Genomic DNA, 24,250 nt, shown 5'->3' with positions numbered 1-24,250 from the left:
ACAGCGAAGGAATCCACAGTGGGCGCAAGCGGAACGCGGCGCGATGACGTCGCGATCGTGGGAATGGCCTGCCGGTTCCCGGGGGCGTGGAACGTCAACCAGTACTGGCGGCTCCTCAATGAACCGCGGGCGCAGTTCGCCACCGTCCCGGACTCGAGATGGCGCACCGCCACCTTCCTCAGCGACAACTTACGTGACACATCCTCGACCTACACGGACACCATGGCTCTGCTGCCGGACGTGGGCCACTTCGACGCGGCGCACTACGGCATCCCACCCCGCCGGGCCAGATCGATGGACCCGCAAGGGCGGCTGCTGATCGACCTGACCCGGGAGGCGATCCAGGACGCCGGATGGGAGGCCGAGGGCTTCGACCGCGAGGAGACCTCGGTGATCACGGCGCTCACCGAGAGCGGCTACCGCGAGATCACCACGATGCGCATCCGGATGCGCCAGCTGACCGGCGGCGAGTTCGGGGCGCGGGCCACCGATCCCCGGTGGCCGGAGACGGTCCGCGCGGTGGACGGGCTGCACGGCTCGTCCGTGGCCGGACTGCTGCTCAACATGGGGCCGAACACCGTCAGTTCGGTCTTCGATCTGCACGGCGAGAGCTACGCGCTGGACTCGGCGTGCTCCGGTGGCCTCATGGCCGTGGCCAACGCCGTGTTCGCACTGCGCGCGGGGCGCTGCCGCATCGCCCTCGCGGGCGGCGCCCAGCTGATCCTCGCCCCCGACCTGCTGGTGGGGCTGTGTCGGATCGGCGCCATCTCGCGCAGCGGCAGATGCCTGCCGTTCGGCGCCGAGGCCGATGGCTTCGTCCTGGGGGAGGGCGCCGGGGTCCTGGCGCTGCGCCCCCTGGCCGACGCGCTGGCCGCCGGCGACCGGGTCTACGCGGTGATCCGGGGCGTGGGCACGGCCAACGACGGGACCGTACAGGGCGGGATGCACCCCCAGGCGGCCGGTCAGCTCAGGGCCCTGCGCCGGGCCTACCGCGACGCCGATCTGACCCCGGACTCGGTGGGCTACCTCGAGGCGCACGGCACCGGGACCACGGTCGGCGATCCGGTCGAGGTCGGTGTCCTGGGCGAACTGCGGGGCGAGCGGGGCGCGCCCGCCTTCCTCGGCGCGGTGAAGGCGGTGGTCGGACACGCGCTCAACGCCGCCGGGATGGCCGGTCTGGTCAAGACGGTGCTGGCCGTGCACCGGGGAGTGATACCGCCGCAGCCCGAGTTCGACCTCGCCGACCGCTCCGGGCTCGACGCCGCACGGCTGATCGTCCCGACGAAGCCCACCGTATGGCCGGAGTCCGGGCAGCCGCGCCGGGCTGGGGTGAGCGCCTTCGGCTTCGGTGGCACCGGTGTCCATCTGGTGGTCGAGGAGTGCGCCACCGCACCGGCCCGTCCCGCACCGGAGGAGGGGCCGCGGCTGCTGGTGCTCAGCGCCCGCGACCGGGCCGGGCTGGTCCGTTACGCCCGGGAGCTGGCCGACACCCTCGCCGAGGACCGTCCGCCGCTGGCCGGGGTGGCGGAGACCCTGGCCCGCCGGGCTCCGCTCGCCGAACGCCTCGCCCTGGTGGCCGAGGACACCGCCGACGCCGTCACCAAGCTGACCGCCGCCGCCGAGGCGGGGGCGGCCGGCCGCACCGGGCGGCTCGGGCCGGGGCAGATGGCCGGGACGGTACCACCCGGTGAGCGGCCGGAGGCCGCCGTGCCCGCGCCGGGCTCGCTGCCCGCCGGGGAGCGTCCGGCCGCGCTGGCCCGGCTCGCCGAGCGGGCGGTCACCGGCGCGGGGCTCCGCCCGGTGGTGGAGCACATACCCCCCTGCACCCTGCCACCGAGTCCGCTCGCCCCGCGTCACCACTGGGCGGTGGACGAGTCGGCGCGCGCGCCCGAGGAGGCCCCGCCCGCCCTCGCGGCGGTGGGGGAGGGCCGGACCGGGCCGGTGGACGCGCGGGCAGGTGGCGGATCCGCCGCGTCCATCGTGCTCGAAGAGCTCTCGCGGACCGGTGTCTTCCCGCTCGCCGATCTGACCGAGCGGATGGAGCTGGTGACCGACCTCGGCTTCGACTCCCTGATGCTCCAGGAGCTGGAGGTCAACATCGGCAAGCGGATACCGGGATTCCGCACCGAGGAGATCTTCTCGCCCGACCTCACCGTGGAACGGCTGGTCGGGCTGGTCGATCCGCATCTCACCGGAAAGCCCGTCCTCGGCGAGCCACCGCCCCGGGAGACACGGGCCGACTGGGACGCGGCGACCGCGTGCGCCGATGACTTCCCCGAGGTGCGGCAGTTCGAGGAGCGCCTGAGCACGATCACCGGCAGCGGCGCGGACTTCCCGTACTTCCGCGTCCACCAGGGCACCATCCGCGATACGACCATGATCGGCGAAAGGCCGTATCTGTCCTTCGGCAGCTACAACTACCTGGGGCTCTCCGGCCACCCGGCGGTCAACGAGGCCGTGCACCAGGCGGTGGACCGGTACGGGACCTCGGTCTCGGCCAGCCGGGTGCTCTCCGGCGAACGGGACCTGACCGTACGGCTGGAGCGGGCGCTGGCCGACTTCCTCGGCACCGCGGACTGCCTGGCGCTGGTGAGCGGCCACGCCACCAACGTCACCGCGATCGGGCACCTCGTCGGCGCGCGGGACCTGGTGGTGCACGACGCGCTCGCCCACGACAGCATCCTCCAGGGCTGCGCCCTGTCCGGGGCGGCGCGGCGCCCGTTCGCCCACAACGACGTCGGCGCCCTGGAGGACACGCTGCGGCGCAACCGGTCCCGGTTCAGACGGGTGCTGATCGTCGTCGAGGGCGCCTACAGCATGGACGGCGACCTGGTGGACCTGCCCGCCGTGATCGAGCTGAAGCGGCGCTACGGCGCCCTGCTGATGGTCGACGAGGCGCACAGCATCGGCACCGTGGGCGAACGCGGCCGTGGCGTCGGCGAGTTCTTCGGCGTCGACCGGACCGATGTGGACCTGTGGATGGGCACCCTGTCCAAGACGTTCGCCAGCTGCGGGGGCTATCTCGGCGGCTCGGCCCGGATGGTGCGGTGGCTGCGGCACACGCTGCCGGGCTTTGTCTACAGCGTCGGTCTGACCCCGGCCAACGCGGCCGCGGCGCTGGCCGCCACCGAGCTGATCGTCGCCGAACCCCACCGGGTGCGCGCCCTGCGGCGCAACGCCGAGCTCTTCCTCGGCCTGGCCGGGTCGGCCGGCCTTGCGACGGGCACCAGCGCCCACACGCCGATCGTGCCGTGTCTCCTCGGCGACTCGGCGAGGACCCTGCACATCGCGGACCGGCTGTTCGACCGCGGTGTCATCGCCGATCCGATCTTCCACCCCGCAGTGGAGGAGGGGCTCGCCAGGCTGCGGTTCTTCGTCACCAGCGAGCACCGCGAGGACGACATCCGGCGCACCGTGGCGATCCTGGCCGAGGAGGTGGCGGCCACCGGGGGATGAGTGAGGCACCGTCGGATCAACCTCAGATCAGGGTGCGTTCGATCCGGCTGAGCATGGCGTCCTTCCCGGATGCCCCGGCGTCCCCGGCCGCGGGCGCGCCGTGCCGCTCCTCGGTGCCGCCCACCCGTTGGGAGAGCAGATAGGCGATGATCTCCGCTTCCTGCTCCTGGACGTCGTCGTAGGTCGCGCGCAGGAGCATGTCACGCACGAGGTCGGGGTCGAGGTTGGGGAAGAGGAGGCGGGCGCTCGCCTCGTCCAGCCAACCCGCCCCGCGATGGCAGCAGATGATGTGGCCCAGCTCGTGCAAGATGATGTGCTCCTGATGCGCGCTGGTCGTGTTGGCGTCATAGAAGATGAGGTCCTCGTCGCGGGCGGCGACCCACATGCCGCAGGGGTGCGTCGCCGGCATCGGCATCGGGACCAGCGTGATCGGGCGGCCGCGGACCTCGCCGAGATGGCGGCAGAGCTCGGCCACATCGGCCACCTCCGGCAGGTCGAGGTCGGCGATCCGCCGCGCACCGGCCTTCCGGAGCTTCTTGAGCTGACTGCGGCGGTCGTGATCGGCCGACCGCCCCCTGCCTGCGCCCCTCACCCAGCCGCACCCCTCAGAGCCTGTGTCATTCCGAGTCCGAGGTGTCGCTGACCGGCGGAAGGCCCTGGAGCTGCCGGTACTGATCCATGATGGTCGTGATGGCCTCGAGGTTCTCCTTCTTCATCCCCGCCGCGCGCATCGCCACGGCACGGACCCCGGCCTGGCGCAGCGCCTCGATGCCGGCGATCTCACTGAGCACCGACTCGGCGACCTGGTCGTCGAAGAAGTAGGCCACCGACACGCCGAAGAAGCGTGCCAGGGCGGCCAGCAGGTCCGGGGAGGGATTGGAGCGCTTGCCCGTCCGCAACTGCGACAGATACACACCCCCGACCTTCAATTCGGGGTTGGCCCGCTTGAGCTCCTCCGCCACCTCGGCGTTGGTCCAGTGCTTGCCCTTGGGACGAACCGTCTTGAAGAGGTTGTCCAGACGCACTGCCAGCATGGGCCGGTCGTCAGTCTCGGACATACGAATCTCCCTCCCTCACCTCCTCGGCTTTGCCCCCGGCTAATCGTCAGTTTCGCAGATTAGCGGTCAGTTGACAATCAGACGTAACTCCGCCACCGTGGACCTCGTCGATAGCTGCTAGCTAACTCCGCTCACGGGGGTGGCCGAGTTGGCTGCCAGTCCTATCGGCCTGGTCCGGCCCGGCCTTCCGGGGCCGGGCCCGGGCCGGACCGAGTGGGGCCACCCACTCGGCCCGGAAGTAAGGAAACGGGAGGCACGGGGGAAACACGGGGGAAGTCCCGCTCGGCCTGACGGGGGCAGACCGGGCGGGATCCACCCTGGGCGGCGAACGCGCCTACGGTCGGCGCGCTGCGCCGGCCGTCAGCCCGCCTTGCCGAGCCGCCGGTAGGCGGAGGCCACCTTGGTGAGCCAGACGACCTCGGCGCTGAAGTTGTCCGTGTCGCGGTCCCCGAAGTCACCGGTGTCCGCGTTGTCGTCGGGAATGGTGCCGGTGCGCTTGGCGTGCAGGGCCTGCCTGATCTGAGCCGCCTCGGCGAACGCCTGCCGGGACTCCTCGCTCCCCCTGGGGCCCGCCCCGGCGTCGCCGTTCGTGGTGCGGTCGATGTAGGGGCGCAACTCCCGCCATCCGTCCCGTATTTCGATGACCCTCCGGTGTAACCGGTAGTTGAGGTCGGAGACCGCGGCCCCGGGCGGCTCCAGGACGATGTCCGGCGAGGACTCGTACAGGTCCCGCCACAGCGGATACAGCGCCCGGTAGGACCGGTAGCCGCGCGCCCACTCCAGCAGCTTGGTGGCCGACGGCCCCCAGGAGGAGATCGTCAGGGCGAGCGAGAGGGTGACGATGCCCAGCGCGCTGAAGACGGAGGCGGCCAGGGTCCAGGCGCCGATGTCGAGCCCGCACGCGGCCGTGACGACGTTGACCACCCGGGCCAGGCAGTACAGGAAGAGGATCACCGCGGCGACGGAGAGCAGCCGCAGGGCCTGCCGCAGCGAGGTCTTGCTCGCCATACGGGCGTAGGGCCCGCACTGGCGCAGGATGGTGACGCACGGAACCGCCTGGGAGACCATGAAGACCAGGAGGTAGGTGAGGATCAGCGGCCGGCCGCTGCCGGTGTTGAAGTCCTCGGCCGGCCTGCCGGGGCCGTCGGCGATGAGGAAGAGCGCCGTAAGGAGCGCGTTGAGGGCGATGCCGGTGATCAGCCAGTAGCGGGCCTTGCGCCCCGACTCCTCGGCGCCGGTCGCCCAGCGCAGCAGGATGATCTGCGCGCTGACGCAGAAGGCGACCGCCGACAGGTGCATCACCAGGATCGCGAGGTTGCCGACGCCCAGGAAGCGATCGCTCCCCATGGCGACGGCACCCATCGTGAAGGTGAGGCACTGCAGCAGCAGGGTGACTAACAGCGTGCGGTAGGCGCTGTCCCGCCAGCCGCGTCTGACCTGGAACAGCCGGTAGACGAGCGCCGCGTACGACGACAGCGCCGCGATGACGAAGCAGAGAGTCTTGATGGTGTTCACGGCCCTTTCCCCCACAGGTGCCGCGCACGCGGCGAACGATTCAGTCGGTGTTGTCGCCCAAGGGAACCACGAGTCCGATCCCTTCGGCCGCGACGGCGACGGCGTAGTCGAAGAACGCGGCCTCGTCCCGGACGCTGTCATGGGTGCGGCTGAAGACCTGGAACACCAGCAGCCCGATCAGGCTGCTCCACAGCACGATGCCGCGCTCGATGACGTCCGAGAACGGGGCCTCGGGCGTGCCGCCGAAGAGGTGCACGGCCTCCGGCAGCAGCAGCGGCGGCCCCGGCACCTCCCGCCGGGGCGCGGTGAGTTCACCGGCCTCCAGCGCCGACCGCACGATGCCGGCCAGCACCGCGGGGGTGCGCGAGGCGGGCGGGACGGTCTCCTGCGGGGCGTGGTAGTCCGGCACGGGCGAGCCGTAGACCAGCGTGAACTCGCCGGGGCTGGCGAAGGACCACCGGCGCAGCGCCCGCGTGACCGCGAGCAGCCGCGCACCCGCCGACGCGCCCGCGTCCCGGGCGGCCCGGTCGGCCTCCTCCATCGCGGCACCGGAGTCGTTGTAGGCGTCGATGAGCAGCGCGGTCAGCAGATCGTCCCGGTGCGGGAAGACGGCTTCCACCTCGCTGACGGGAAGACCGCTCTCACCGGCGACGGCGGCCGGGGACAGTCCTCCGGCGCCCAGTTTCACCAGCAGTTGGCGCGCGGTGGCCGTGATGACCGCCCGCGCCCCGGAGTTGTCGTCGGCGGAACCTGTTCCGGAAACATCCATGGGCCGAACCGTACCGGTGCCAAGGCACTTCGCGCCGCGCGGACCCTGACCTGAACCCTGACCCCGGAGGGGCCTTCGCGGCTATGGTGAGCGGGATGTGAGCGGGTGCACGGGCTCGGCGGGGGACGCGCGCCGCGCCGCGAGGGAGGGGCTGCTGTGGACGGCGGCACGGTGGGTCTGCGGATCGCTTCGGCAGTGGTCGTGCCGGTGGTCAAACGACTGCTGCTGCCGCCCGCGAGCGCGCCCGGCGCGGAGTACGGCGAACGGCCCGTACCGATCCGCCGGCTCGTCTCCTTCGCCAGGGAGCACCGCACCCTCACCGAGGACGATCTGCACAAGCTCGCCCGCGAGCTGGTCCGCCGCGCCGTGCGGGCCGCCGGGCCGCACGATCCGCCGATCGGCGCCGATGAGCACGACTCCGTGGGGCAGGCGCTGACCCGCACCCTGCACGCGCTCGGCGATCTCGACATGGACGATGTGCACGCCTTCGCGCTCGGCCCGGAGCGGCTGGCCGCGGAGCTGTCCCGGCGCGCGGGCCCCGACACCCGCAGGCTCCTCAGCGACGACGCCGCCCGCTTCCACGACCGGCTCCTGGAGACGGCCTGCGTCCACCTCATGCGCTTCTTCAGCCAGCGGCCCGGGTTCGCGGCCCGAGCCCAGATCGAGCAGAGCCGCGAAATCCGGGAGCAGAGCGAGAAATTGGACGCCATCCTGCGGCGGCTGCCCGACATCAGCCGCCAGGACGAACAGTTCGAGGAGGAGTACGCGCGCTACGTCGTCGAGTGCCACGGCCGGCTCACCATCTACGGCGTGGACCTGCGCGAACCGGACGGCCAGGACTGGCCGCTGGAGACCGCGTATCTGAGCCTCCAGGCCAGGCCGTACCGCGATGGCACCGACCGGGTGCCGGTGGTCAACGGCGAGCCCGGCGCCGACCGGGACACCGAGACCGAGCGGGCCCCGGGCCCGGCCGAGGCGGTCTTCGCCACCCAGGAGCGGGTCCTGCTGCGCGGCGTCGCCGGCACCGGCAAGACCACCCTCGTCCAGTGGCTGGCCCTCTCCACCGCGCAGCAGGAGCGGGTGCCGGGCGGGCTGTCCCAGCTGTTCGGGCGGGTCCCCTTCGTGCTGCCGCTGCGCACCCTGGCGCGCAAGGACTCCGAGCTGCCGATGCCCGACGACTTCCTGCGCTGGATCGGCTGCCCGCTGGTGGGCACCGAGCCCGACGGCTGGGCCGCGCGGGTGCTGCGGCACGGGCGCGGAGTGCTCCTGATCGACGGGGCCGACGAGATCCCGAAGGACGACCGCACCCGCGTACGGGCCTGGCTGAGGAAGCTGCTCGCCGTCTTCCCCGGCAATCTGTGGCTGCTCACCTCCCGCCCCGCCGCCCTCGAGCGGGGCTGGCTGGCCCGCGAGGGCTTCCAGGAGTTCGCGCTCGCCGCGATGCGGCCCGCCGACATGAAGCAGTTCATCCGGCGCTGGCACACGGCCGCCGGGGCCTCGCAGGAACTCGGCGATTCGCTCACCCAGTCGCTGCGCAGCAGCCCCGAGCTGAGCCGCCTGGCGACCAATCCGCTGATGTGCGGCCTGATCTGCGCCCTGCACCGGGAGCGGCGCGGCTTCCTGCCCCAGGGCCGCGCCTCCCTGTACGAGGCGGCGCTGTCCATGCTCCTGGAGCGGCGCGACCTGGAGCGCGAGGTCTACGGGCGCAGCCGTAAGCCCGTCCTGGACCAGAAGTCGGCCACGGAGCCGCTCCAGAGGCTCGCGTACTGGCTGATCCGCAACGAGCGGACCCAACTGGACCGCCCGGACGCGGTGAACGTGGTGCGGCGGCTGCAGCCCTCCGTGCCCCGCCTCGCCGAGGTCGGCACGGCGGAGGAGACCCTTCAGCACCTGCTGGAGCGCTCCGGTCTGCTGCGCGAACCCGCCCCGGGCGCGGTCAACTTCATCCACCGCACCTTCCAGGACTTCCTGGGCGCCCGGGCCGTGCTGGAAGAGCGCGATATGGGCATGCTGGTGAACAACGCACACCTGGACCAGTGGGAGGACGTGGTGCAGATGGCCGTCGCACAGGCTCGACACCAAGAGCGTGCCGACCTGCTGACCCGTTTGCGTGAGCGCGGTGACCGGGAGCAGGACGCGACGGTCCAGGCGCGGTTACGGCTCCTCGCGCTCGCCTCCCTCGAACAGGCCACCCGCCTGGAGCCCACGGTCCGCGAGGCCATCGAGGACCGGGCCGCGCGGCTGCTTCCGCCGCGCAGCCTGCGGGAGGCCAGGTCACTGGCGCAGACCGGCCCGCTGTTGCTGGGTCTGCTGCCCGACGCCAAGGATCTGGGGGGCGACGAGGAACTGGCCACCGTCCACGCGATCTGCCAGATCGGCGGGGACGCCGCCATCCCCAGGCTCCGGGAGTTCCTGGGCACCGGCCAGCCCGCGGTGCGCGCCCAACTCCTCGCCCACTGGGACCGGTTCGACACCAAGGTGTACGCCGAGGAGATCGTACGGCCGCTCCTCGACACCGCGCCCGAGGAGATCGTCACGGTGCGCTCCCACGCCGAGCTGGAGGCCCTGCGCACCATGTCCGGCTATCAGCGCGTCGGCCTGCACGGCGACTTCGCCCCCGACGCGATCCGCGCCGCGCTCGACCCGCGGCACCTGCGCGAGCTGCGCCTGCGCAACACCCTCCAGCTGGAGGACCTCGATCTGCTCTCCGCCTACCCCGGGCTGGAGACCCTCGCCCTCCAGGGCTGCCGGAACGTGCGGGACCCCGGGCCGCTGGCCCGGCTGCCCCGGCTGCGGCGGCTGGAGCTGCGGGACCTGCCACAGTTCGAGCCGCTGCTGAAGCTGGCGGACTGCCCACGTCTCGAAGGGCTCCTCATCGGGCCGGAGGTGCCCTGGCGCGGCCTGTCCGACCTGCCCCGCCCCGCCGAGCTGCGGCTGCTCTCACTGCCGTCGTCGGCGGCGCAGCTCGCGGGCATCGTGGAGTGCCGGGAGCTGGAGGAGCTGCGACTCCAGGACGCCAGCGAACGGCTGGCGCCGGACGAATGGGGCGCCCTCATCGCCGAGTTGCCCCAGCTGCGCAAGCTGACGCTCTCCCCGCAGCAGCTGAGCATGCTGCTGTTCGCGCCCCGCACCGAGATACCCCAGGTCACCCATCTGGATGTGTGGGCCAGGGCCGGTGTCGCGGTTCCGCTGCGCCGGATCGCCCGGCGGCTACCGGGACTTGAGGAGATCCATCTGTCGCAGGTGGCGGAGCTGGACCTCGCCTCCCTCGCCGGACTGCGCCGGCTGCGCCGGGTGCGGCTGGTCTACCCGGGCGAGGTCCGCGGCGCGGACTCGCTCCCCGAAAGCGTCGACCTCGACATATATCCACACCCCTGACCGGCACTATCTCCGACAGTGCCGCGTTCACCTGGTGGGATGTTTACCCAAGGGGTAAATTCAGGATTGTAGGCGTAGTTGGTACGGATGTCAGCGGCTGATGTCTCGGGGGAGCGGTGCCGCCCGTCTCCGAGGTCAGGGCTGCCGGGCAGCAGAGGACGACTGAGGCGGGTCGCAACGGGATGGGCGTATCGGAAGGGTCACCGCTCTATGGCCGGGACCCGGTGCTGCGCTCGCTCGTTCCGCGGCTGACCGGCCTGGCCTACGACGAGCGCTCCCGGGCCGGCCGGGAGCACCAGGGCGATCTGCCCGTGGTGCTGCTGACGGGGTACCACGGCATGGGGCGCAGCGCGGTCCTCGAGGAGCTGGCGGCGCGCTATCGGGACCGGCTGCCGCTGGCCCACGTACGGGCCGTGGCCACCGAGTCCGCCCCCTTCCCGTCCGCCCCGGCCGAGGGCGGCGCCCCCACCGCCTCCACCCTGGTGGAGATCCTCGCGGAGCTGGTGTGCGGGCTCGCGCCCGCGCTGCGCCGCCGCTTCCCCGTCCTGGTGCCCGGCCTGTTCGCCGTCTCCGGCTGGTACCACGGCAACGGCGAGCAGCGGGACGCCGCGTGTCTGTGGTTCGCCCGGCTGCTGCTCGCCTGCCGCCTCGCCGGCGGGGACGAGAACGCGCTGAGACACGCCTGGGCCACCGCCGTCGAAGGCCGTCTGGAGACCATCGACGCGGAGGCCGACGCGGAGTGGGGCCGGGACGCGGTCACCGCCGCCGTGGTGGCCGAGTACACCGACCGGCACCAGCCGGCCGCGGCACAGGAGTGGTACCGGGGGCGCTTTCCGCGGGGCGCGGACGGCCAGGATCCGCTGGTGCTGCTGGGGGAGTGGTTCCAGCGGGGCGGCGACTACCGGCACGCGGCCGAGCAGAGCCTGATGGCCGCCTTCCTCCACGATGTCGCCTCCTCCTACGGCAGGCTCCAGCGGTGGAACCGCGAACCGTGGCCGCTGATCCTGCTCGACGACGCCCACTGCCCGCCCGGGCAGGACTTCCTCGATCTGCTGCTCGAACACCGCGCGCTGCCCGAGCGCCCCGACCACGAGGAGCTCGTGGTCGTGGCCACCCGCCTCGGCGGTTTACCGGAGGACGCGTCCGACGCCGTCCGCCGCGACCTGCCCGACCTGGTGAAGTCCACCGGCTGGCAGCGCAGGGGCCTGGCCCCGTCCGCCGGGCTGCTCGCCGTCCCGCTCACCCCGCTGAGCCGGGACGACATCCTGCCCCTCCTGGTGCCCGGCTGGCCCGCCCGGCCGCTCCACCCCTATCTGGCCTCCGCCGTGCACTCCCTGACCGGCGGGCACCCCGCGGTGACCACCGTGCTGTGCGCCGCGGTCCTGGACGCCACCAAGCGGGGCCGCGGCGTGGAGCCGCGGGACCTCCTCGAACTGAACGCGAAGGACGGCCGCCCGGTCACCGAGGCGCTCCTGGAGCGGCTGCTCCCGGACCGGCGCCAGCGCGACCGGCTGACCCTGCTCTCGCTCGCCCGCGACAGCACCGCGGCCGAGGCGCTGGCCGAGCATCTGCGGCTGCAGGGCCCGGACCAGCTGCCCGCCAACTCCGCCACCGACTACCTCGAAGAGCAGCAGTGGCAGCAACTCACCCCGCCCGACCAGCCGTTGGTCACCGACGCGCTGCTGCGCACCCTGCTGGTGCACGAGGCGCGCCGCACCTCCTCGCGGGCCGAGGACGGCCGCAGCTGGCAGGACATCCACCGCTTCCTGCGGATGCACCACGCCCAGCGCGGTGAGAGCGGCGAGGCCGACGCCCTGCGGCACACCCTCGCGGCCGGAAACGCCGAGACGGTGGTGGCCATGCTGACGGAGGAGTTCCAGTCGGAGAAGGACGCCCACGCCGCCGCCCACTGGCTGCTGTGCCTCCAGTACGCCGCCACCGCGCCCACCCCACCGGCCGACGAGTGGACCGACGAACGGATGCAGATCGCCCTCGGCGCGCACGACGGCCGGTACGCCGAACTGCACGAGATCGAGCGCTGCGTCAACCGGCTGCTGCACGCCCTGTGGCATGTCTCCGAGCCGCACGCCGAGCCGGACCCCGACATGTGCAAGGCGGTCGGCGAGGAGCTGGCCTACCTCTCACCGCGCCATCCGTCCTGGCACGCCGTCCTGGGCCAGGCGGCCCGCAACTGGCCCGCGGCGGCGCGGAAGAAGCGCCCCTTTCCTATCTCCGGTCAGTGAGGAAGCATGCTGCTCCGTCTGTTCCGCCGTCATCCTCGCGAGTGGGGGCCGCTCGAATGGCTGGCCGTCGTCGGAATCGGCGCCCTGGTCGCCGCCGCGATCACCATCGCCGTCAACGTGGCGCAGGGCCCCGGCAGGTGCGGTGACGACCTGCGGGACATCGGCGGGGACTGCGTGGGCGTCACCGAGGACGCCTTCGAGGCGGACCCGGGCATCGAAGGCCTCATCGGGGCGGTGGCGGACGAGAACGCCCGGGTGAAGCGGGACTGGGAGGACCCGCCGAGCGGACCCAGGATCCCTTACGTACGGATCGCGCTGATGATGCCGTTCACCGCGGACGACCACAGCGCCATGACGGCGGACATGATCCGCCGCGGCATCGCGGGCGCCCTGGCCGCCCAGCGGCAGGCCAACCGCTTCGGCGGACCGCACTACCAGCTGCTGCTCGCCCCCGACGGCCGCAACCTCGACCAGTGGGAGCCCGTCGTCGACCGTCTCGCCGAGCTGACCAAGGACACCCGGGCGCCGCTGGTCGGCGTGACGGGCATCCCCAGCAGCACACCGGAGACCCGTAAGGCGATCGCCGCGCTCAGCAGGCACAGCATCCCCACCGTCGGCCCGGTCATCACCGCGGCCAACATGAACTCCCCGTACTTCTTCAAGACCTCGCCCAACAACGACCAGTTCGCCCGCGCCCTCAAGCTCTACCTGGACAGCAAGCCCGCCCGGCACAGAGGCTTCCTGGTCTGGGACAACCGCAGCGAGGACGTCTACTCCCAGAACCTGCGCAGCGTCTTCGAGCGGCAGTTCGGTGACGCGTACGACCTGACCAACCACAACTCGAACTTCACCGGCACCTCCGGAACCGACAAGGGCATCCCCCAGCGGTTCACCGACGCCGTCCAGAAGATCTGCAACGAGAAGTCCGACACCGTCTTCTTCGCGGGCCGCGACCAGGACCTCCCCGCCTTCATGGAGCGCATGGCGCAGGAGGGCAGCTGCGGGCGCACCACGACGCTGCGCATCCTGAAGGTCGGCATCGGCCTGGAGCCCACGCTCACCGGGGACGCGCCCCGCCGATGGCTGGACGAGGCACGCGCCACGATCGTCGACGCCTCCGCCGTCGACCCCGCCTGGTGGGCGGGCGAGCCCAAGAAGGCGCTCGGCCGCTTCCTGGACCGCTTCAAGGAGATCCGGACCCAGTACAAGCTGGGGGAGAAGCCCCTCGACGACGGCTACGCCGTGATGTACCACGATGCCTTCACGCTGCTCGCGGGCGCCGTGGACCGCACCTTCACCGAGATCAACGAGGGCGGCAAGAAGGCGCCGGAGGCGTTGAGCATCCCGACGAAGGACGATGTGTACAACACCCTCATCATTCCGAGCATCGCCGGTGACGAGTGCAGCTCCTGCCTGGTCGGCGCCGGAGGGACGTACGGGTTCGAGGGCCCGGGCAAGAACGACCAATGGGCCGTGTGCAAGCCCGTGCCCGTGGTCGAGTTCCCGCCGAGCGTCCACTCCGGCGATCCGGGCGCGCCCGGCCTCTACCGCACCTACCGGAACGGCTCCAAGAACGCCTGCCCCTCCTGACGCCGACCGCCCGCGAGGGTTCAGCCGGTCTTGCGCGCGACCCCGCCGTAGTAGCCGATCTCCCCGGGCCCGGTCGGCGGCGGGGCGTCCGGGCGCCAGAACGGGACCTCGGTCAGACCGGGCTCGACCAGGGTGAAGCCGTCGAAGAACCGCTCGATCCGGTCGCGGGACCGCAGGCTCAAGGTGGCGGTGGCATCGTCGTACACGGCCGAGGCCGCGCTGCGGTCGGCGAAGTCGTCCGTCGCGTGGGAGAGCACCAGGAAGCTCCCGGCGGGCAGCGCGTCGCGCAGGGTGGCGACGACCCGCTCGGGCCGCTCCGCCTCGGTGAGGAAGTGGACGATGGCCACGAGGAGCACCGCGACCGGCTGGTCGAAGTCGATGACCTGGCGGACCTCGGGGTGGTCCAGGACGGCCCGCGGGTCGCGCAGATCGGCGAGCGCGATGCTGGTCGCGGCCGAGCCGCGCAGCAGCACATTGGCGTACGTGTTGACGATCGGGTCGTTGTCGACGTACGCGACGCGCACGTCCGGCGCCAGCTCGCGGGCGATCTCGTGCACATTGGGGGAGCTGGGCAGCCCGGTGCCGATGTCGAGGATCTGCCGGATGCCGCTGTCGACCACATGGCGCACGGCGCGCCGCAGGAAGTCGCGGTTGGCCCGTACACCGCTCCACACCTCGGGCGCCGCGGCGGCGAGCCGGTCACCGGCCTCGCGGTCCACCTCGTAGTTGTTCTTGCCCCCCAGCAGGTAGTCGTAGATCCGGGCAGGATGCGGCCTGCTGGTATCGATCTCCTCGGCGCGGAAGCCGTTCTCCGTCAACGCAAGTCTCCTCTCGACGACCGTCACGGCCCCCGCCCGCGTTCGACTGGCGAACAGCTTCCCATACCAACCCCGGTGCCGGACGCCGGAGTTCTCCGCGTCCGGCCTTCCGGTGTCGGACGGCCAGGTCAGCCCTCGGCCGCCGCTGCCGGCTCCGCCTTGGACTCGGCGTCCGCGGTCGCCCCCGCTGCCGCCTCCGCCTCCGCCGCTGCTGCCGCCGCCGCGGCGGCGCGGGCCTGGCCCTTGCGGCGCGACCGCTTGCCGTAGAGGGCCGTCCACGTGCCGAGGGAGCCCAGCACGGCGTAGATCAGGACCGGGCTCAGGACCACCATGGTGTCGGTTCTGAGGGTGTACGACAGCACGACCCGGACCGCGGACTCGATGCAGTAGGCCACGCCCCAGACGGTCGTCATCGTCATCATGGCCTTGCGGAAGCCGTCGACGTGCCACAGGCCGTTCCACCAGGCGGTGCTCGCCTCGGTGCCGTCGGTGGCGAACTTGCGCCCCAGGTAGAACATCAGGGGGCGCGGCGCCAGCAGCGTCGCCAGGCACACCACCCCGAACAGCCCGGTGACGCATGAGTCCTTGATCAGCAGCGCGCGGGCCGAATGCGCTCCGACGGTCGACACCACGGCCGTGATCACGATGAACACCAGGGTGACGATGGCGAGTTCATCGAGACGGCGGCGCCAGGCGAGGTGGACGGCGCCGTCGACCACCGGCCAGGCGCTGCTGATCAGCAGCGCGGCGAATTCGCTGTAGCCGTGGTCGCGCAGTGCGTTGTACGTGACGATCGGTGCGACGACATTGAGGCTGAGCGTGACGGCCCAGCCGAGAATGGCGGCCCTCTTGGACCGGGCGGGCGCTTTGGGCCGCTCACCGGTCTGTGGTGCCCCCGTATCCGGTGCGCTCGAGGCGCCTTGCGTGGTCGAGTCCTGAGTGAGCACGGTTCCCCTGTAAGTGTGCCTGGTGGTGCTGTGCGTGGTGGTGCGAGAAAAGAGAAACGTAAAGCAGTCATGTCGTAAGAGGACAGTGCCGCGACGCCAAATGTCGCCGGTGTTGTGAGAAGTCACAGTCCATTGCGCTGAGTGGCCCTGAGAAAAACCCTTTGTGAATACCGTCCAGTTAACGGCAGTTTCCGGTGTGTACGGTGCACTGGAAAATCCCGCCGCTCTCCCTGATAGCGGGTCATTGCGGATAGCTCATCGGGCGACCGTCCCGACGAGGTCGGCGGTGGCTTCCCACAGCCGGCCGGCCATGGCCGGGTCGAGACCGGCCTTGCCCGGCCGGCGGACGGCCGGGGAGCCCCGGAAGCCGCCAGGCCCGTCCGGCCCGATGTAGGAGTTGCCGGGGACATCCTGGGTGGCGGCGTAGAGCAGCGACAGCGCTCCGCGCTCCGGGTCGTTGGTGAGGAAGGTGAGCCGGTTGATGACGTTCGACCGGGAGTGGGACGCCAGCGTGGTGCGGGCGATCCCCGGGCTGGCGAGCACCGAGCGGACCGGGCTGCCAGTGGCGGTCAGCCGGCGCTGGAGCTCCAGCGAGAACAGGACGACGGCGAGCTTCGACGCCTGGTAGGCCCGCATCCCGTTGTGCTTGCGCGTCCGCCAGTCGAGGTCGGCCAGATCGATCCTGCCCTGCTTGTGCAGTTCGCTGGTGACGTGCACCACGCGGTCGGTGATGTGCCCGAGCAGCGAGGTGGTCAGCAGGAAGGGACCGGTGTGGTTGGTGGTGGTCTGCAGATCGAGGCCGTCGGCGGTGCGCGCGGCGGGGATGTCCATCACACCGGCGTTGTTGACCAGGATGTCGATGTCGCCGGACCAGGAGTCGGCGAAGGCGCGTACCGAGGTCAGATCCGACACGTCGAGCGGCCGGATGTCGAAGGTGCCGGGCAGGCCGACGACGGCCCGGCGGGCCTTGCCGGGGTCGCGTACCCCCAGCACGACGCGGGCACCGGCCCGAGCGAGCTCACGTGCCGTGATCAGGCCGAGGCCACGCCCGGCGCCGGTGATCACCACCGTACGGCCGGTCATCTCCGGGAGGTCGTTCGCCGTCCAACTGGTCGTCGTGCAACTGGTCATGGTCCTGGCTCCGTGGTTCGCGGTTCGGGGCGCGCCTTCCTGCGCACCCGGCGTACGGCGCTGCAACCGGAGGACGTCGGACTGCGCCGCGGGCAACGCCGGCGCGCCCCGGGCCTGCGCCGCGAGGAGGTGGCGGAGCTGTGCACCATGTCCGCCGACTACTTCGCCCGGCTGGAACGCGGCGACGGGCCGCAACCCTCGGAGCAGATGATCGCGGCCATCGCCCGCGGCCTGCGGCTGACCCCGGATGAACGCGATCATCTGTTCCTCCTCGCCGGCTATCGAACCGCCCGCCGTGACCTGCGGCTCCAGCATGTGAGCCCCGGGCTGATGCGGGTCATGGACGGCTTGGCCGGCATCACCGCCCAGGTCATGGGCCCGTTGGGCGAGACATTGCTGCAGACGCCGTCCGCGGTGGCACTGCTCGGCGACCAGACCCAGTACACCGGCAACGCCCGCTTCTCGTCTTCACCGCAACGCCGGGTACGGAGAGCCACGAGAAACTCGACCTGCTCACCGTGCTGGGCACCGACCAATTCACCGCCCACACCGAGTGACGCCACCCGTGGGGTCGGCTCGCGGCCCGCGACCTGCTGACCGACCCCGGAACGCCGCGCCGGTCGACCGCCCTGCTCCCGCACGCCCCACGGTGCCTCAGGCAGGGTCACTTTCCGGGTGTCGCCCGGTTCGGGACCCTCGACTTCCCGCCGGACGAGAACCGGAGCTGCCGCACGCCCTGGTCCGCACCGCCCATCTCACACCGCTGTAGATCCGGGTCGAGGAACGTCCCAGGCCAGCCGCCAGGGCTTGTGGCCAGCGTCCTGCATGTCGATCCAGAGCCGGATATCCGAGCTTGAGCTCTCTCCACCGTTGCCTTCCCTCCGCCCCCTCATACCAGGACGGTGGGACCGAAGGATCAAGCGCGAAGGGCCGTGGCTCACTCAGTTCCAGAGAAAACGGCTCAACGGTGCGACCCAGTTGGTCGGCGCCGTCGATCCCCGGGCGGAAGCGCACCGGCCCCCATGTCGTGGCCCGTACCTCTTCCTGATTCTCTCCGTTGCCCAGAACCGGATCCTGGCTTCGGTCACGGTCGTCACGGAGGGTCAGCCGTACCTCGTCCAGGCGGTGCAGGCCGGATGGCCCGTTGAACCTGATGGTGAGCCGCATGTGCGGCTCCAACCGCCAGGTGATCACGAGTCGTGGTGTCAGCTCAGCGTTCCGGATCGGAGGCGGGTCAAGAAGCCTTTCGCGGGCGGGAACGCAACGAGCTCCGGCCGCCTTCAGCAGCGTGGCTCCTCCGCGTTGAATCTTTCGGGAGGTGGCGCGAGGTGGCCGGGGGTCGCGGGCGGCGACGGGCTCCGGGCGGTGGCGGGCGCTCGGTTAACGCCTCAGAGGGGCACTTCTCGGCCAGCTTTGGTCCGTACCTGTAAGTGATCTCTTCTGGGGACGAACCTGTGGGCGTCAACGTCCTTGATCCCCGTCACGGAAGGATCTGCCTCATGTGGTACCGACAGATCAGACGGACCGCGGCGCGCGGAGCCGGAGCGCGCGGCGCCCGCGCCCTCGCGGCCGGATGCGTCCTCGCCGCCCTCGGGCTGACGGCGGGCCCGGCTCCCGGCGCCCTGGCCGCCCCTGCGGAGCGCACCCCAACCGCCGGGCCCGCACCGGCTCCTGACGCCACGGCGCACACCGTCACGCTGGTCACGGGCGAGCGCGTCACGCTCGGCGCGGACGGGAGCGTCGTCGTGGCGCCACGGCCGGGAGCGGAGGCGGACTATGTCACCCGACGGTTGGACAACGATGTCTTCGTCATTCCGCTGACCGCGCTGCCGTATCTGGGCCGCACCCTGGACCCTGCCCTGTTCAATGTCTCCGCCCTCGCCGAGGCCGGGGTGACCACCACTCCGGTACGGGTCGAGACCACCGGGGGCGCCGCTGCGCCGCGTCCGGGCCCGGCCTTCGGCGCGGCGCTGGCGAAGCAGGCCGGGCGCGAGGCGGCGGAGGGCTCCGTCGGCGGCGGTCCGCTGTTCGGCGGCGTCACCTCCGTCGTACCGGCGGTCGCCACGGCCGATGGGCGGGCCGCCCCGCGCCCGCCGGCGCGCGCGGACGACACGCGGGGGGACGACGCACGGGCCGACCACACGCGGGCGGGCGACACACCGGCCGACCACACCCGGGCCGACCACCCGGTGCGGGTCACCGTGCTCGGCACGGACGGCAAACCCCTCCCGGGCACCACGCCGTTCGCGCTGGCCAACGTCGACGACGCGGCCCTCTACCGGGAGCCGTCCCTCCAGGCCGTCGACGGCGAGGCGAAGGCCGAGGTGCCCGCGGGCCGCTACAGCGCCATGGTCTCCGCCCCGACCTTCGACGGCGCGGGCGAGTCGACCGGCATCCGCATGGCCACCGCCGAGTTCACCGTCCCCGACGGCGCCACCGGGACCGACGTGGTGCTCGACCTGCGCAAGGCCACCGAGCGGGTCACCTTCTCGACCCCGCGGCCGGCCGAGGAGCACCAGCTGATCCTCCACTACCTGCGCGATGACACCAAGGGTGAGGTGGCGGTCAACGGCGGCGTCGGCGTCACCAGCGGCGCCCCCGTCTACGTCCAGCCCTCCAACCGCCCCGTCACCACCGGCGATCTGCGCTTCAACGTCTACACCCACCGCAAGGCGCCCGCGGAGGCGGCCACGCCCTACTCCTACGACCTCAAGCTGGCCAACCCCGCCGGTGTGATCGCGAAGAACCAGCACTACAAGGTCACCGGCGGCCAACTGACCACCCTGCGGACCACCTACCACAGCGATACGCCCGGCCGCGCCCAGGAGGTCGCACGCCTGATGTATCTGCCGTACGAATCGAGCGGCGAGGCGCTGTCCGAGCCGTTCAAGACACCGGCGCGGCGGATCGAGTACGTGGGCGGCTCACCCGGCGCCTCCTACCAGGACTGGCTCAAGGCCGGGGAGCGGCGCTTCGTGTCCGAGAAGCAGACCCTCCGGCCCGGCCGGACCACCACGGTCGACTGGCTGCGCGGCCCGCTGGCCCCGGGCTTCACCGAGCCCGCGCGGGGCGCCGCCGCCGACGAGACGTGGTACTGCGCGGCATGCCGCAAGGGCGACGCCCTCACCTTCTCCCTGGCCACGGTCGTGGACTCGGCCGGTCACCACGTCCTCGCGTTCCCGTCCGACATCACCTCCTCGCACTTCGCGGTGGTCTCCGGCGGCACGACCCTGTACGAGGGCGACGGCGTCTCCGGTGGCGTCCTGACCGTGCCGCCGCGGAAGGCCCCGTACACAGTGGTGTACGACCAGACCAGGACGAACGGCGAGTTCCACCAGTCGCTGACCACGCACACCGAGTGGACCTTCGCCTCGGGCCACTCGGGCGACCAGACCGTGCCGGACAACTGGACGTGCGTGTCGGAGGCGGGCGAGTACGACGGGCCCGCCGAGTGCTCGGCGCTGCCGGTCGTCGTCCCGCACTACCGGCTCGACGCGGCGCCGGACGGCACCAGCCCGGCCGGTGACGACCATCTCGTGGTCGGCTTCGGGCACGTGCCGGGCGTGGCGGCCGCGCCCGCGGTCACCAAGGCGAGGGTCGAGGTGTCCTTCGACGGCGGCGAGCGGTGGACGGCGGCGGCGATCACGGCGCTCGGCAAGGGCCGGTTCCGCGCGGACTGGACCACTCCGGACACCGCGGCGGGCCGGGACGCCTCGCTGCGCGTCACCGGGACCGACGCGGACGGCAACAGTGTGGCGCAGACGGTGAAGAGCGCGTTCACGGTGGCCGCGGCCCGCCGTTAGGACGCCTGCGGCGGGCTGTTCCCCGCCCTGCCCCTTCCCGACACCTGACGATATGCGGCTCCGCCGCGTGGGGGGGAAAAAAGGTCCGCCGGGTGGTCAGCCCGAATCGTCCTTCGCCCACCGCGCGGTCACCGTGCCGATGGCCGCCACCGCGTGCCCGATCTGTCTGTCGCTCGCGCGCACCGACCGCGCGAACTCGATGTGCAGGAACGGCACATGTCCGGTGGCGGCCCTGCGGCCCTGGACGTTGTCGCGCCCCTCCAGAGGGCAGTCGCGGACCCAGGCGCGGCAGACGGAGAAGTGCCGCGCGGTCAGGGCGGCCGCGAGGCGGCGGGCGTCCGGGCGGCCCGCCCGGCCCTCGCCGGTGGAGGCGACGACGTCCCGGCCCGGCGCGGAGTCGTCGGCGAAGCCGTGGAGCTGGACGCCGGGCAGTCCGCGCCGGGCGAGCTCGTCGCAGACCGCGTCGAAGACCGAGTCCGTGCGGTGGGCGGCGTCGGCGGCATCGTCGTCCCCGGCCCTGCGGTGGGCGCCCGCGAGCACCAGGACGCCGCCGGGGGAGTCCAGGAGCACGCGCGCCCCGAGCCGTTCGGTGTCCGCGTCGGAGACCGGGTGCGGCACCTGGACCGACCAGCGGACGGGCGCGGAGAGGTCGACGTAGACCCGGGCCCAGCCGCGAGGGTCGGGCCCGTCCCCGGTGCGGTCGGACAGCTCGGCGTAGCGGCGGCCGATGCCGGTGTCGGTGAGCGTACGGAGGCGGAAGCCGACGTCGGCGAGCAGCGGGCGGGCGCGGTCCGGGTGTCCGTCGAGGATCAGGCCCACCGCGTGGGCGATGTCCCGGCGTTCGGCGCGGCGCGGCTCCCGGTAGTCGCCGTCGGGGTCGAGCCCGGCGGTGAAGTCGGTGATCCGGCGCTCCAGCGGGACCTCGGGGGCCCACGCGCCGTCCGACGTACGGCCGTTGTCGTCTCCGGAGGACCGGGCGATCGTATACGTGCTCAATGCCGCCAGGAGCAGGCCGAACGCGACCGTGACGGCCGCCACGATGATCGCCTTCGCTCGTACCTTCGCCATGACCGCCTCATCGTAACCACCCGCTTTGCGGGGGCATATCAGGATGAGCCGGGCGAAGAATGACCTCTGGGTGAACGACCGGCAAAGAATGCAAGACCGCTGTTTGCCCAGTCTTGATTGGGACCAAACAGGTTTTCTCGTTTTTTCTTTAAGATGTGCAACCCTTTGATCCGTCTGGCTGTCTGACGGTCCGGATCGCACTCGAGTGCGCTCTGTGTGGTGTGAGTTGCATGAGAGGAGCCCATCCGTGGCCGCTTCGCGTTCGAAGCGGCGGCACAAGGTCCGCCGAAGGGCCGACATGTCGCTTGTGGGCGGTATCCGTCCCCCCATAGCCGTGCTGTCGGTTCTGCTTCTCTCCCTCGCGGGAATCACCGCCCTCACCCTGGGCAAACCGGACAACGCCCTGGTCTCCAAGGCGGTCCTGACCTCGCAGCAGTACGTCGCCGAGGACGGCGCCATCGCGCTGCGGGCGTCGCTCGACGAGTCGGTCACCGACCTCACCGGCACCGCGACCCTCTTCAACGAGGGCAAGCCGGTCTCCGCCGACACCGTCCTGGACAAGGTCGGCGAGGTCTACCAGAAGTGGCGTGGCACCGCCGTCATCGAGATCAAGTCGGGCAAGATGCTCGCCGCCCGCGGCGAGAACGTCCCGCTGACCGCGATCGATCTCAGCAAGCTCTCCCGCAGTGACGGGCTGGCCCCGCGCATGGTGCGCCTGGAGAACGGCCAGACCCGGCTGATCATCCCTGCCCTGCTGTCCTGGAAGGGCCGGCCGCAGCAACTGCTCGTCGCCTCCAGCACCCTCAGCTTCCCCGGTGTCGACCTCGGGCCGGGCCGCGCCATCGGCGTCGTCGACTCCACCGGCCGGCTGCTCTCCAGCCACGGCGCCCTGGACGGCGAGCGGGCCGGGGAGCAGCTCGCCTCCTTCGCCAAGACCGCAGCGCGCAAGGGCCGGCAGCACCCCATCAAGGCCAAGGAGCCCGGCGCGGGCGGCTACACCGGCGTCAGCGGCCACCTCACCGGTGGCGCCGCCGAGGACGTCCGCACCGTCGGCGGCTACGCCACGCTCACCCCGCCCCAGCCCGGTGAGCCCACCACCGCCAGCAGCCTCGGGCTGACCGTCGTCACCGAGGTCGACGTCTCCGCCAAGGTCTCCCAGATCACCCGCCCCGCCTTCGGCGTGGCAGCCGCCGGTGCCCTGCTGCTCATCGGCGGGCTCGCGGTGATGGTGCTGCTGGGCACCGTGCAGCGCCCGCTGATCCGGCTGTTTCTGGAGAGCCGCCGCCTCACCCGCGGCGACCTCGCCCGCCCGGTGAGCGTGCCCAGGGCGGGCGAGGCGGCCCGGGTCGGCGCCGCCCTCGAACGGCTGCGCCGGCAGCTCCAGGGCGAGCCCGTGGACGCCCCGGGCCCGGCCGTGCGCAAGGGCCTGGGCGCCCGTGCCCTGCTCGCCGTCTGCGCCGTCCTGCTGCTGGTCTGGTCGGTCCCCCTGATGCTGGTGCTCAACCGCGCCGACTCCTCCGTCAAGGTCCCGGCCCAGATCGTCCACGACCAGAAGTCCCGCACCGTGACCCTCAGCGACCGGGTCCGCCGCGCGCTCAACGAGGGCCACGCCGACCTGTCCGCGGTCGCCGCCCTGATCGGGGACCGCACCACGCCCGAGGACATGAAGAAGGTCCTGGAGCGCACCATGCAGGACCACGACCGCTACCAGTCGATGTACGTCCTCGGCGCCGACGGCGAGATCCTCGCGCGGGCCGGTGACGGCCCCCACCACGAGGACGGAAAGGGCCCCTCGAAGCAGGCCATCGAGGTGACCGGCGAGGGCGGCAAGAAGCCCGTGGTCACCGCGACCGCCCAGGCGCCCGGCCGCGGCGGCGCCGCCGTCGTCGGCGAGTTCCGCATCGAGTTCGTCAACGCGCTGCTGGGCCGCCAGGGCCTGGGCGAGGTCCGCGTCGTGGACGCCAAGGGCCGGGTCATCGGCGGCGACTCCGGCTACATCGCCTTCGAGAAGGCGCCCTCGTACATGGGCTCGCTGCTCGCCGCGAAGCAGGCGAGCGCCACCGTCCAGCGCGGCGGCACCGTACGGGTAGCGGCCGTCGCGCCGTTCAGCGGCGGGGGCGCGGCCAAGTCGCTCCAGTGGAGCCTGGCCAGCTGGCAGCCCGCCTCGGGCCTGGCGATCCCCGAGTACAGCCTGCAGAACCGGACCGTGCTGGCCGGACTGCTGGGGCTGACCGCCGCGGCCGCCTGTCTGGGCTGGCTGCACATCGTCGTCGTACGGCCCCTGCGCGCCCTGGCCGGACAGGCCGAGGCGCTCGCCGCGGGCGACCGCAAGACCGTGCTGTTCCCACGCCACCACGACGAGGTCGGCGCCGTGGTCCGGAGCCTGGAGCTGATCCGGCAGCAGCTCCAGGGGCAGCCCCGCAAACGGGACGGCGGCAGCCGGACCCCCGCCGGCGTCGGAAGGAACTGAGGCC

At 72.0% G+C, this 24,250-nt stretch carries 14 protein-coding genes and 1 pseudogene; 7 read left to right on the top strand and 8 right to left on the bottom strand.

Translation table 11 applies throughout. The features are described from left to right. Nucleotides 1–18 precede the first annotated feature (18 nt). On the top strand, nt 19–3,456 hold the full coding sequence (locus LIV37_RS09055) for an aminotransferase class I/II-fold pyridoxal phosphate-dependent enzyme (RefSeq protein ID WP_276063773.1): 3,438 nt from the start codon (nt 19–21) through the stop codon (nt 3,454–3,456). A gap of 22 nt (nt 3,457–3,478) precedes the next feature. On the opposite strand, the gene LIV37_RS09050 is transcribed toward LIV37_RS09055, so the two are convergent. From LIV37_RS09050 to LIV37_RS09035, 4 genes are all read right to left on the bottom strand, one after another. After that, entirely contained in the window at nt 3,479–4,048 is a 570-nt protein-coding gene (locus tag LIV37_RS09050) for a toxin (protein ID WP_020866806.1), read from the bottom strand. A 25-nt stretch (nt 4,049–4,073) separates the two neighbouring features. After that, nucleotides 4,074–4,514, bottom strand: coding sequence for a helix-turn-helix domain-containing protein (locus LIV37_RS09045; protein WP_020866805.1), 441 nt, complete (start codon nt 4,512–4,514; stop codon nt 4,074–4,076). A 360-nt stretch (nt 4,515–4,874) separates the two neighbouring features. Further along, nucleotides 4,875–6,029 (bottom strand): MAB_1171c family putative transporter, encoded by a 1,155-nt coding sequence (locus LIV37_RS09040; protein ID WP_020866804.1) that lies wholly within the window; start codon nt 6,027–6,029, stop codon nt 4,875–4,877. Between the two features lie 40 nt (nt 6,030–6,069). Next, on the bottom strand, nt 6,070–6,798 hold the full coding sequence (locus tag LIV37_RS09035) for a TetR/AcrR family transcriptional regulator (protein WP_020866803.1): 729 nt from the start codon (nt 6,796–6,798) through the stop codon (nt 6,070–6,072). A 156-nt stretch (nt 6,799–6,954) separates the two neighbouring features. Between LIV37_RS09035 and LIV37_RS09030 the strand changes: the two genes are divergently transcribed. The 3 genes from LIV37_RS09030 to LIV37_RS09020 all read left to right on the top strand — a co-directional run bounded on the left by LIV37_RS09030 (nt 6,955) and on the right by LIV37_RS09020 (nt 14,009). Continuing rightward, a complete protein-coding gene (locus LIV37_RS09030; protein ID WP_020866802.1) occupies nt 6,955–10,176 on the top strand; it encodes an NACHT domain-containing protein in 3,222 nt (1,073 codons plus the stop codon). A gap of 182 nt (nt 10,177–10,358) precedes the next feature. Then, nucleotides 10,359–12,419, top strand: coding sequence for a P-loop NTPase family protein (locus LIV37_RS09025; RefSeq protein WP_020866801.1), 2,061 nt, complete (start codon nt 10,359–10,361; stop codon nt 12,417–12,419). A gap of 6 nt (nt 12,420–12,425) precedes the next feature. Next, on the top strand, nt 12,426–14,009 hold the full coding sequence (locus LIV37_RS09020) for an ABC transporter substrate-binding protein (protein WP_020866800.1): 1,584 nt from the start codon (nt 12,426–12,428) through the stop codon (nt 14,007–14,009). A 20-nt stretch (nt 14,010–14,029) separates the two neighbouring features. On the opposite strand, the gene LIV37_RS09015 is transcribed toward LIV37_RS09020, so the two are convergent. The 3 genes from LIV37_RS09015 to LIV37_RS09005 all read right to left on the bottom strand — a co-directional run bounded on the left by LIV37_RS09015 (nt 14,030) and on the right by LIV37_RS09005 (nt 16,905). Beyond that, nucleotides 14,030–14,827, bottom strand: coding sequence for an SAM-dependent methyltransferase (locus LIV37_RS09015; protein ID WP_020866799.1), 798 nt, complete (start codon nt 14,825–14,827; stop codon nt 14,030–14,032). Nucleotides 14,828–14,955: 128 nt separating this feature from the next. Next, the gene (locus LIV37_RS09010) at nt 14,956–15,774 is read right to left on the bottom strand and encodes a VC0807 family protein (RefSeq protein WP_020866798.1); all 819 of its coding nucleotides are present in this window, start codon (nt 15,772–15,774) and stop codon (nt 14,956–14,958) included. A gap of 255 nt (nt 15,775–16,029) precedes the next feature. Then, nucleotides 16,030–16,905 carry an SDR family NAD(P)-dependent oxidoreductase gene (locus LIV37_RS09005; RefSeq protein WP_121825669.1) on the bottom strand — a complete coding sequence of 292 codons (876 nt, stop codon included), beginning with the start codon at nt 16,903–16,905 and terminating at the stop codon, nt 16,030–16,032. A gap of 12 nt (nt 16,906–16,917) precedes the next feature. Here LIV37_RS09005 and LIV37_RS09000 point away from each other — a divergent pair. Both LIV37_RS09000 and LIV37_RS08995 read left to right on the top strand, forming a co-directional pair. Then, nucleotides 16,918–17,364, top strand: a pseudogene (locus tag LIV37_RS09000) (helix-turn-helix domain-containing protein); the annotation flags it as partial. Between the two features lie 1,040 nt (nt 17,365–18,404). Next, entirely contained in the window at nt 18,405–20,708 is a 2,304-nt protein-coding gene (locus tag LIV37_RS08995) for a molybdopterin-binding protein (RefSeq protein WP_121825670.1), read from the top strand. Nucleotides 20,709–20,804: 96 nt separating this feature from the next. On the opposite strand, the gene LIV37_RS08990 is transcribed toward LIV37_RS08995, so the two are convergent. Beyond that, complete coding sequence (locus LIV37_RS08990) at nt 20,805–21,776, bottom strand: hypothetical protein (RefSeq protein ID WP_020866793.1); 972 nt, start codon at nt 21,774–21,776, stop codon at nt 20,805–20,807. 298 nt (nt 21,777–22,074) lie between these two features. On the opposite strand from LIV37_RS08990, the gene LIV37_RS08985 reads away from it, so the two are divergent. Further along, nucleotides 22,075–24,246, top strand: a complete 2,172-nt coding sequence (locus LIV37_RS08985) for a HAMP domain-containing protein (RefSeq protein ID WP_167525918.1) — start codon at nt 22,075–22,077, stop codon at nt 24,244–24,246. Nucleotides 24,247–24,250: the final 4 nt, after the last annotated feature.

The organism is Streptomyces rapamycinicus NRRL 5491, from assembly GCF_024298965.1.
Classification (GTDB): domain Bacteria; phylum Actinomycetota; class Actinomycetes; order Streptomycetales; family Streptomycetaceae; genus Streptomyces; species Streptomyces rapamycinicus.
This window is presented reverse-complemented; position numbering and strand designations above follow the sequence as displayed.

Bases quoted from the DNA above. Each gene is read 5' to 3' on its own strand.
- LIV37_RS09045 (WP_020866805.1), bottom strand. From the start codon at position 4,514: ATGTCCGAGACTGACGACCGGCCCATGCTGGCAGTGCGTCTGGACAAC.
- LIV37_RS09035 (WP_020866803.1), bottom strand. From the start codon at position 6,798: ATGGATGTTTCCGGAACAGGTTCCGCCGACGACAACTCCGGGGCGCGG.
- LIV37_RS09025 (WP_020866801.1), top strand. From the start codon at position 10,359: ATGGGCGTATCGGAAGGGTCACCGCTCTATGGCCGGGACCCGGTGCTG.
- LIV37_RS09020 (WP_020866800.1), top strand. From the start codon at position 12,426: ATGCTGCTCCGTCTGTTCCGCCGTCATCCTCGCGAGTGGGGGCCGCTC.
- LIV37_RS09005 (WP_121825669.1), bottom strand. From the start codon at position 16,905: ATGACCAGTTGCACGACGACCAGTTGGACGGCGAACGACCTCCCGGAG.
- LIV37_RS08995 (WP_121825670.1), top strand. From the start codon at position 18,405: ATGTGGTACCGACAGATCAGACGGACCGCGGCGCGCGGAGCCGGAGCG.
- LIV37_RS08990 (WP_020866793.1), bottom strand. From the start codon at position 21,776: ATGGCGAAGGTACGAGCGAAGGCGATCATCGTGGCGGCCGTCACGGTC.
- LIV37_RS08985 (WP_167525918.1), top strand. From the start codon at position 22,075: ATGTCGCTTGTGGGCGGTATCCGTCCCCCCATAGCCGTGCTGTCGGTT.